This window comes from Rhodopseudomonas sp. (genome assembly GCF_048594845.1).
Lineage (GTDB): Bacteria > Pseudomonadota > Alphaproteobacteria > Rhizobiales > Xanthobacteraceae > Rhodopseudomonas.
Genome location: NZ_JBMDXE010000352.1, coordinates 1 through 9,721 on the forward strand (window position 1 = coordinate 1; position 9,721 = coordinate 9,721).

The window sequence follows — 9,721 nt, forward strand, 5'->3', positions numbered from 1 at the left end:
CTATGCGGGCTGCGTGCCGACCCTCCCCCTCAAGGGGAGGGTGAACAAGGCCGCGGCGCTTTCGCTCTCCTGCAGCATAAGGCGCGCCAATGAGCGAGCCCCTCGTCATCATCGGCAACGGCATGGCGGCGGTGCGGCTGGTCGAGGAGCTCGCCAAGCATTCGCTCGGCCGCTACGCGATCGCGGTGATCGGCGACGAGCCCCGGCTGGCGTATAATCGCGTGCTGCTGTCGTCGGTGCTGGCGCGCGAAGTGTCGAAGGCCGAGATCGAGCTCCGGCCGGCGCAGTGGTGGCGCGACCGCGGCGTCACGCTGCTGTATGGCCAGAGCGCCGCCGCCACCGCAATCGACGCGAGCATCCGCCGCGTGCGGCTCGCCACCGGCGCGACGCTGCCGTTTTCCAAGCTGGTGATCGCCACCGGCTCGAAGCCGATCCGCCTCAACGTCAAGGGCATGGACCTGCCCGGCGTGCTGACCTTCCGCGACCTCGCCGACGTCGCGGCGATCGAAGACGCCGCATCCGGCGGACCCCGCGCCGTGGTGATCGGCGGCGGACTACTCGGCCTCGAAGCCGCCTACGGCCTCGCCAAGGCCGGCGCGCAGGTCACCGTGGTGCACCTGATGGACCGGCTGATGGAACGCCAGCTCGATCCCACCGCCGCGGCGATGCTGAAGCGCGCTGTCGAGAGCAAGGGCATCAGCGTCGAACTCAACGCCGACACCGCCGCGATCAGCGGCGACGGCCGCGTCGAAGCCGTGCAGCTTGCGGACGGCCGCACGCTGCCGGCCGATCTCGTCGTCGTCGCTGCCGGCATCCGGCCGAATGTCGAGCTGGCGCGCGGTGCCGGCATCGAGATCGGCCGCGGCATTCTGGTGAACGATCAGCTGCAGACCAGCCTGCCCGGCATCTACGCGATCGGCGAATGCGCCGAACATCGCGGCGCCTGCTACGGGCTGGTCGAGCCGGCCTACGAGCAGGCCCGCGCGCTGGCGTCGCATCTGTCCGGCGGTGACGGCGCGTATCGCGGCTCGGTGCTCGCGACAAATCTCAAAGTATCCGGCGTCGATCTGTTCTCGGCCGGCGACTTCCTCGGCGGCGCAGGCTCCGAAGCCATCACCATGACCGATCCCGGGCTCGGCAGCTATCGCAAGCTGGTGATCAAGGACGGCCGACTGACCGGCTGCGTGCTGTTCGGCGATACGAGCGACGGGCTTTGGTATCTCGAGCTGATCCGCTCCGGCAAATCGATCGAAACCATCCGCAACGACATGATGTTCGGCCGCGCGCTCGCCGCCCGCGCCGACAAATCGGTTGCGGCGTGAGGGACTGATGGGCAGCGAATTCACGATCGACCAGAAGCGCTATCTCGAAGGTTTTGCCTCCGGCGTCACCGCCGCACGGGCGCAGCGCGGCGCCCTGCCCGCGGCCGGCGCGGCGCAACCCTCGGGCCCCGACGCGATCCACCTCGCCGCGCAGGACCGTTTCACCGCCGCCGGCAAGAAGCTCGCCGAGCAGGAGAAGTGGAAGCGCGAGGAGCATCCGTTCGACGCCTATCGCCGGCTGAAGCAGCAGGCCAAGGACAATGTGCCGCCGAAGCCGGCCGACAATTTCCGCTGGCGTTACTACGGCCTGTTCTACGTCGCGCCGGCGCAGAGTTCGTATATGTGCCGGCTGCGCATTCCCAACGGCGTGCTGAGTTCTTGGCAGATGGCCGGCCTCGCCGACATCGCCGATAACTGCGCCGGCGGTTATTCGCACGTGACGACCCGCGCCAATCTGCAGATGCGCGAGATCGAGCCGAAGAATGCGGTGACGCTGATCGAGGGCATCGAGAGCCTCGGCCTGTGGGCGCGCGGCTCCGGCGCCGACAACATCCGCAACGTCACCGGCAGCGCGACGGCCGGCATCGATCCGCAGGAACTGCTGGATACGCGGCCCTACGCGCGCGAGTGGCACTTCCACATCCTCAACGAGCGCGCGCTGTATGGCCTGCCGCGTAAATTTAACGTCGCCTTCGACGGCGGCGGGCTGATCCCGACGCTGGAGGACACCAACGACATTGCGTTTCAGGCATTGAGCGTCGCGGACGGCTTTGGCGTCGAACCGGGCGTGTGGTTTCGCCTCGCGCACGGCGGCCACACCGGCCACCAGGACTTTGCCCGCGACACCGGCGTGATTGTGCGGCCGGATGAAGCGACCGAGGTGTCGGACGCGATCATCCGCGTCTTCATCGAACACGGTGATCGCACCGACCGAAACAAGTCGCGGCTGAAATACGTGCTCGACCGGTTCGGCTTCGACGAATTCCTGAAGCTGGTCGAGGCGAAGCTGGCGCGTACGCTGGTTCGCGTCGCAGCGGACGCCGCGCAGCCGCGCCCGGCGCAGGATCGCAGCGCCCATATCGGCGTGCACAAGCAGAAGCAGAACGGATTGAACTGGATCGGCGTCCGGCTGCCGCTCGGCAAGCTGACCTCCGATCAGATGCGCGGGCTCGCCGCCATCGCGCGCAGCTTCGGCGACGGCGACATCCGCCTCACCGTTTGGCAGAACCTGCTGATCTCCGGCGTGACCGACGCGCGCATCGCCGAGGCGACCGCCGCGGTCACCGCGCTCGGCCTCGCGATCGAGGCGACGCCGCTCCGAGCCGGGCTGATCGCCTGCACCGGCGCCACCGGCTGCCGGTTCGGCGCGGCGCAGACCAAGGAGACCGCCGAAGCGATCGCGCAGCATTGCGAGCCGCGGGTGGCGCTCGACACGCCGATCAACATCCACGTCACCGGCTGCCACAACACCTGCGCGCAGCATTACATCGGCGACATCGGCCTGATCGGCGCGCGCGTGCCGATCTCGGATGAGGACAGCGTCAACGGCTTCCACATCCACGTCGGCGGCGCGTTCGGCGACCGCGCCGCGATCGGCACCGAAGTGCTGCGCGATGTGAAGCAGGAGGATGCACCGCGCGTGATCGAGCGGATGCTGGGCGTGTATCTGGCGCAGCGGCAGTCGCCTTCCGAAACCTTCCTCGACTTCACACGGCGCCACGACGAAGCCGCCCTGAAGCAATTGTTCGCCCTTGCGCCGGAGACCACGGCATGAGCCAGAATATGCCGCCGCCACTGCCACTGCTGATCCCCGACACGGCGCCGTTTTCCGACGAACAACGGGCGTGGCTCAATGGCTTCTTCGCCGGCCTCGTCTCGCTCGATGGCAGCGGCGTCACCGCGCTGTCGCCCGATCAGGCTGCGGCGCTGCTCGCCGGCGGCCCCGCGCCCGCCGCCGAGGACGACGACGGCGGTGCGCCGTGGCACGACCAGACGCTGCCGATCGGCGAGCGCATGCAGCTCGCCGACGGCAAGTCACTGCGCTGGAAGCTGATGGCCGCGATGGCGCAGCAGGATTGCGGCCAATGCGGCTACGATTGCCGCAACTACTCGGCGGCGATCTTCGAGGGCAAGGAGACGCGGCTGAACCTGTGCGCCCCCGGCGGCAAGGACACGGCCCGCATGGTCAAGACGCTCGCCGAACAGAGCGGCAGCGCGCCCGCGGCGGCGACCCCGCCAGCCGCCACGGCTGAAGCAGCGCCGGCGACGGCGCTGCCACCGCGCGGCACCTCGCGCGACAATCCGGCGACCGCCAAGGTGCTGTCGCGCCGGCGGCTGAACAAGGGCGCGTCCGAGAAGGAAACCTGGCACATCGAGTTCGAGCTCGAAGACGGCCTCGCCTACGAAGTCGGCGATTCCTTCGGGCTGTTTCCGAGCAACGACCCCAAGCTGGTCGAGCTGGTACTTAAAGCACTCGGCGCGCCCGGCGAATTTCCGATCGCCGATCGCACGCTGCGCGCGGTGCTCACCGACGCCGTGTCGCTGGCGCCGGCGCCCGATATGCTGTTCCAGCTGATCAGCTACATCACCGGCGGCGACAAGCGGAAGACCGCGCGCGCGCTCGCGAACGGCGAAGATCCCGACGGCGACGCCGCGACGCTCGACGTGCTGGCGGCGCTGGAGAAGTTTCCCGGTATCCGGCCCGATCCGGAAGCCTTCGTCGAGGCACTCGATCCGTTGCAGCCGCGGCTGTACTCGATCTCGTCATCGCCGAAGCCGATCCCCGGCCGGCTGTCGCTGACGGTCGATTGCGTGCGCTATCAGGTCGGCAAGCGGCAGCGGCTCGGCGTCTGCTCCACCGGCCTTGCCGAGCGCGTCGCGCCGGGTGACAGCGTCCGCGTCTATGTGCAGAAGGCGCACAACTTTGCGCTGCCCGCCGATCCAAACCAGCCGATCATCATGATCGGCCCCGGCACCGGCGTCGCACCGTTCCGCGCCTTCCTGCACGAGCGGCAGGCGGTGCAGGCGCCCGGCAAGAACTGGCTGTTCTTCGGCCATCAGCGCAGCGCCTGTGATTTCTTCTACGACGACGAACTCAACGCGATGAAGCGCAGCGGTCTCTTAACGCGGCTGTCGCTGGCGTGGTCACGCGACGGCAACGACAAGATCTACGTGCAGGACCGCATGCGCGAGGTCGGCCGCGATTTGTGGAGCTGGCTGACTGAGGGCGCCAACATCTATGTGTGCGGCGACGCCAAGCGGATGGCCAAGGACGTCGAGCTGGCGCTGGTCGACATCGTCGCGCAGCACGGCGCGCGCACGCCGGCGGAAGCCACCGCCTTCGTCTCCGACCTGAAGAAACACGGCCGCTATCAGCAGGACGTCTACTGATGAACGCTTCCGCCCAACACCCGCCGGCGGTGCGCACCACCTGCGCCTATTGCGGCGTCGGCTGCGGCGTCCTCGCCAAGCCCGATGGAATCGGCGGCGCCGCGATCAGCGGCGATCTGGAGCATCCCGCCAACTACGGCCGGCTGTGCTCGAAGGGCTCGGCGCTCGGTGAAACGCTGGCGCTCGACACCCGGCTGCTGCATCCGATGCAGCGCGGCGTCGATGGGACGATGGCGCGGACGTCGTGGGACGAAGCGCTTGCGACAGTGGCGAAGGGGTTCGCCGAGACCATCGCCAGGCACGGCCCCGACTCCGTCGCCTTCTATCTTTCCGGCCAGTTGCTCACCGAGGATTACTACGTCGCCAACAAGCTGATGAAGGGATTCATTGGCTCGGCCAATGTCGATACCAATTCCCGGCTGTGCATGGCCTCCTCCGTCGCCGGCCATCGCCGCGCCTTCGGCAGCGACACCGTGCCGGGCAGCTACGCCGATCTCGACGAGGCCGATCTGATCGTGCTGGTCGGCTCCAACGCGGCGTGGTGCCACCCGGTTCTGTATCAGCGCATCATCGCCAACAAGCGCGCGCGAGGCGCCAGGATCGTCGTGATCGATCCGCGCCGCACCGCAACGGTGGAAGACGACGATCTGCATCTGCCGGTCGCGCCCGGCATGGACACCGTGCTGTTCAGCGGCCTGCTGGTGCATCTCGCTGACACGCTGAGGCTCGACTACGACTACCTCGCCGCTCACACCACTGGCTTCACCGAAGCGCTGGTCCGCGCCCACGAGATCGCGCCGGACCTCACCGCCATGGCGGCGATGACCGGCGTCGACGCGGCCGACATCGCGCGGTTTTTCGCGCTGTTCCGCGGTACCGAAAAAGTCGTCACCTGCTACTCGCAGGGCGTCAACCAGTCGGCCCAAGGCACCGACAAGGTCAACGCAATCATCAACTGCCATCTCGCCACCGGGCGGATCGGTCGGCCCGGCATGGGACCGTTCTCGCTGACCGGCCAGCCCAACGCGATGGGCGGCCGCGAAGTAGGCGGCCTCGCCAATCAGCTCGCCGCGCATATGGGCTTCGACGCCGAGTCGATCGACCGCGTCGGCCGGTTCTGGCGCGCGCCGAGCATGGCGCAGCGCGAGGGGCTCAAGGCGGTGCAGATGTTCGACGCCATCGAGCGCGGCGAGATCAAGGCGCTGTGGATCATGGCAACGAACCCCGCCGTGTCGCTGCCGCGTGCCGGCTTCGTGCAGCAGGCATTGAAGAAGCTCGACCTGCTGGTGATCTCCGAGAACGTGATCAGCAACGACACCGTCGCCGCCGGCGCGCATGTGTTGTTGCCGGCAGCGGCGTGGGGCGAGAAGGACGGCACCGTCACCAATTCCGAGCGCCGAATCTCGCGGCAACGCGCCTTCCTGCCACTGCCCGGCGAGGCGAAGCCCGACTGGTGGATCGTCAGCCAGGTTGCGCAGCACATGGGCTTTGCCGACGCCTTCGCCTATCGCTCCGCCGCCGACATCTTCCGCGAGCACGCGGCGCTGTCGGCCTTCGAGAACGACGGCACCCGCGATTTCGACATCGGCGCGCTGGCGACGCTGAGCGACGATGCGTATCACGCGCTCGAACCGGTGCAGTGGCCAGCCCCCGCTGGCGCACCGCTCGCTGACTCGCGGTTCTTCGCCGAGGGCGCGTACTACACGCCGGACCGCAAGGCGCGGCTGATCGCGCCGGCGCTGCCCGCGGTGCACGAAGCGCCCTCGCCGGCGTTCCCGTTGGTGCTCAACACCGGCCGCATCCGCGATCAGTGGCACACCATGACGCGCAGCGGCCTCAGCCCGCGGCTCGGTGCGCATCTGCCGGAGCCGTTCGTCGAGGTGCATCCCGACGACGCCGCGCAGCTTGGATTGATCGATGGCGGCTTTGCACGCGTCTCGACGCGTTATGGCGCCTGCGTGCTCAAGGTGATGATCAGTGCCGGGCAGAAGCGCGGCACGCTGTTCGCGCCGATCCATTGGAGCGGCGAGGCCGCGGCGGCCGCACGCGTCGGCGCGCTGGTGGCGCCGATCACCGATCCGATCTCGGGGCAACCCGAAGCCAAGGCAACGCCGGCGGAGATCGCGCCGGTCGGCTACGCGCTGCGCGGCTTCGCGCTGGCGCGCGGCGCGCTAATGCTGCCGGCGGAAAGCTGGTGGGCGAAGGTCGCAGTGCGGGGTGGCGCGGCGGCGCTGTTCGCCAGCAATGCGTCGGCTGCCGAGTGGCGCGCGCAAGCCGCGGCGCTGTTCGGCGACGGCCTCGAGCTCGCCGAATATCTCGACGAGCCACGTCAGAGCTATCGGGCCGCAGCGTTCGAAGACGGCAGGCTGGTCGGCTGCGTGTTCGTCGGCCCGGCCGAGGCCGCTCCGCAATGGGACGCGGTGAAGGCGCTGTTCGAGGCCGAGGCGCTGCCCGCCCCGCAGCGCCGCGCCGTGCTGTCCGGCCGCTCCACCGACGGCCTCGCCGACACCGGCCCGACCGTCTGCGCCTGCTTCGGCGTCGGACTTCACACCATCCGCGACGCGATCACGAGCGGCGCGGCGGTGAGCGTCGAGGCGATCGGCAAGAGTTTGCGTGCCGGCACGAATTGCGGCTCGTGTCTGCCGGAGCTGCGGAAGATCGTGGCGGGGACGAAGGTGGTCGTCGCCGCCTGATGCCGTCATTCCGGGATGCGCGCTGCGAGCGCGCAGACCGGAATCCCGACATTGTGGCCAAGAGAGATACCGGGTTCGCTCGCTTCGCGAGCGCCCCGGAATGACAACCGAGAGGTTTGTGGAGCGAACTACACCGACGCGGTCGTCACACCGCCGTCGATCACGATGGTCTGGCCGGTCATGAAGGTGGAGGCATCCGAGCCCAGGTACGCGACGGCGCCGGCGATCTCGTGGGGTTCGCCGATGCGGCGGAGCGGGGTGCCGGCGGTGCGGCGCTTGAGGTTGGCTTCGTCTTCCCACAGCGCGCGGGCGAAGTCGGTCTTGACCAGGCCCGGCGCGACGGCGTTGACGCGCACACCCTTGGGGCCGTACTCGCCGGCGAGGCTGCGGCACAGCGCGAAGTCGGCCGCTTTGGAGAGGCCGTAGGCGCCGATCACGGTGGAACCGCGCAGGCCACCGATCGACGAGATGATCACCACCGAGCCCGAGCCGCGCTCGGCCATCTGCGGCATCGCGCGGGCGCACAGCCAGATGTTGCTCTTGACGTTCGAGCTCATGATCTTGTCGAAGGCTTCATCGGTGATGTCGAGCAGCGGGCCGTAGTAAGGGTTCACCGCGGCATTGCAGACTAGGATGTCGACCTTGCCGTATTTCGCGGTGGTGCCGTCGATCAGCGCATCGACCTCGGCCTTGCGCGAGATGTTGCAGGCGATGACGTGCGCGTCGCCGCCGTCTTTGCGAATGCCCTCGGCGACTTCCTCGCAGGCATCCGCCTTGCGGCTCGACACCACCACCTTGGCGCCGAGCTTGGCGAGCAGCTCCGCCGACGCCCGCCCAATGCCCCGCGACGATCCGGTGACGACGGCGACCTTGCCGGTGAGATCGAACGGATTGACGGTCATGGCGGGGCTCCCTGGGATTGTTGTTGGTTTTATTAGTGCGTGCCCCGGACGCTGCGCAGCGCGCCGCGTCAGCGGCGTGGTGCGCTGCAGATCCGGGGCCCCGGTTACTTGAGAGGCATCGCAAGCAACTAACCGGGGTCCCGGATCTGCGCAGCGGCATGAAGAATGCCGCAGCGCGTCCGGGACACGGGTTTAGGCGCGCACGATCAGATCAGGCCGCCGCCGTTGCTGACTTGGGTCAGGTGGTGCTCGGTGTCGCCAAAAGTCTGCTCGATCATGGTCAGCCGCTTGAAGTAGTGGCCGATCTTGGCTTCCATGGTCATGCCGATGCCGCCGTGCAGCTGGATCGACTGCTGGCCGACGAACTTGCCGGACTTGCCGATCTGCACCTTCGCGGCCGAGATCGCGTTGGCGCGTTCCTTGGCGTCGTCGAACTCGGCCGCCATGGTGGCGAACATCGCCATCGAGCGGGCCTGTTCGGTGGCGACGAACATGTCGGCGGCGCGATGCTGCAGCACCTGGAAGCTGCCGATCGGCACGCCGAACTGCTTGCGGGTCTTGATGTACTCGACCGTGGTGGTGAGCGACTCGTCCATCGCGCCGACCGCTTCGGCGCACAGCGCGGTGCGGGCGTCGTCGACCACCGCTTCGATCAGCGGCAGACCGTTCGCCGGATCGCCGATCGCCGCATCGGCGCCGACCTCGACGCCGGTGAAAGTGATATCAGCGGCGCGCTGGCCGTCCTGGGTCGGATAGCCCTTGCGCGACACGCCCTTGGCGTCAGCCGGTACCAGGAACACGCCGACGCCGCTGCGATCCCGCTGACCGCCAGCGGTGCGCGCGGTGACCACCAGGGTGTCGGCGGCTTCGCCATTCAGCACAACGAATTTCTCGCCGTCGATGACCCAGCCATCGCCCTTCTTCTTGGCGGTGGTGGTGACGTCGGCGAGATCCCAGCGCGAGTTCTTCTCGAGCTGCGCGAACGCGAAGGTCTTGCTGCCGTCGATGATGCCGGGCAGATGCGCGGTCTTCTGCGCCGCCGAACCGGCGCGGCGCAGGAAGCCGCCGGCGATGATCACGGTCGGCAGATAGGGCTCGAGCACCAGCGAATGGCCGAGCGCTTCCATGACGATCATGGTCTCGACCGCGCCGGCGCCGAAGCCGCCGTCTTCTTCCGAGAACGGCAGGCCGAGCAGACCCTGCTCGGCGAACTTGCCCCAGACGTCGCGGCTCCAGCCGCCCTTTTCCTTGGCGTACTTCTTGCGGCTGTCGAAATCGTACGAGGACTTCAGCAGTCCCTCGACGCTGTCCTTGAGGAGCCGCTGCTCTTCCGACAAATCAAAATCCATTGTGATGCTTCCTTGAGAAATTCTGTGTCCGCGCTCCCTCTCCCCGCTTGCGGGGAGAGGGTTGG

The 9,721-nt window shown here is 68.2% G+C and carries 6 protein-coding genes; 4 read left to right on the forward strand and 2 right to left on the reverse strand.

Going from position 1 to position 9,721, the window contains the following annotated elements:
• The first annotated feature begins 89 nt into the window (after nucleotides 1–89).
• The 4 genes from ACOJTD_RS24130 to ACOJTD_RS24145 are packed head-to-tail and all read left to right on the forward strand — an operon-like array spanning nucleotide 90 to nucleotide 7,405.
• Nucleotides 90–1,322: an NAD(P)/FAD-dependent oxidoreductase gene (locus tag ACOJTD_RS24130; protein WP_420135384.1), complete on the forward strand. Its 1,233-nt coding sequence runs from the start codon at nucleotides 90–92 to the stop codon at nucleotides 1,320–1,322.
• 7 nt (nucleotides 1,323–1,329) lie between these two features.
• Nucleotides 1,330–3,096, forward strand: coding sequence for a NirA family protein (locus ACOJTD_RS24135; protein WP_420135385.1), 1,767 nt, complete (start codon nucleotides 1,330–1,332; stop codon nucleotides 3,094–3,096).
• Nucleotides 3,093–4,712, forward strand: coding sequence for a sulfite reductase subunit alpha (locus tag ACOJTD_RS24140; RefSeq protein ID WP_420135386.1), 1,620 nt, complete (start codon nucleotides 3,093–3,095; stop codon nucleotides 4,710–4,712). The genes ACOJTD_RS24135 and ACOJTD_RS24140 overlap by 4 nt, the downstream gene beginning before the upstream one ends.
• Nucleotides 4,712–7,405: a molybdopterin-dependent oxidoreductase gene (locus tag ACOJTD_RS24145; protein ID WP_420135387.1), complete on the forward strand. Its 2,694-nt coding sequence runs from the start codon at nucleotides 4,712–4,714 to the stop codon at nucleotides 7,403–7,405. Before ACOJTD_RS24140 ends, ACOJTD_RS24145 begins: the two co-directional genes overlap by 1 nt.
• Before the next feature lie 128 nt (nucleotides 7,406–7,533).
• On the opposite strand, the gene ACOJTD_RS24150 is transcribed toward ACOJTD_RS24145, so the two are convergent.
• Entirely contained in the window at nucleotides 7,534–8,307 is a 774-nt protein-coding gene (locus tag ACOJTD_RS24150; protein WP_420135388.1) for an SDR family NAD(P)-dependent oxidoreductase, read from the reverse strand.
• A gap of 206 nt (nucleotides 8,308–8,513) precedes the next feature.
• The gene (gene pimD / locus ACOJTD_RS24155) at nucleotides 8,514–9,656 is read right to left on the reverse strand and encodes a pimeloyl-CoA dehydrogenase small subunit (protein ID WP_420135389.1); all 1,143 of its coding nucleotides are present in this window, start codon (nucleotides 9,654–9,656) and stop codon (nucleotides 8,514–8,516) included.
• Between the last annotated feature and the right edge of the window lie 65 nt (nucleotides 9,657–9,721).

Bases quoted from the DNA above. Each gene is read 5' to 3' on its own strand.
- ACOJTD_RS24130 (WP_420135384.1), top strand. From the start codon at position 90: ATGAGCGAGCCCCTCGTCATCATCGGCAACGGCATGGCGGCGGTGCGG.
- ACOJTD_RS24135 (WP_420135385.1), top strand. From the start codon at position 1,330: ATGGGCAGCGAATTCACGATCGACCAGAAGCGCTATCTCGAAGGTTTT.
- ACOJTD_RS24140 (WP_420135386.1), top strand. From the start codon at position 3,093: ATGAGCCAGAATATGCCGCCGCCACTGCCACTGCTGATCCCCGACACG.
- ACOJTD_RS24145 (WP_420135387.1), top strand. From the start codon at position 4,712: ATGAACGCTTCCGCCCAACACCCGCCGGCGGTGCGCACCACCTGCGCC.
- ACOJTD_RS24150 (WP_420135388.1), bottom strand. From the start codon at position 8,307: ATGACCGTCAATCCGTTCGATCTCACCGGCAAGGTCGCCGTCGTCACC.
- pimD (WP_420135389.1), bottom strand. From the start codon at position 9,656: ATGGATTTTGATTTGTCGGAAGAGCAGCGGCTCCTCAAGGACAGCGTC.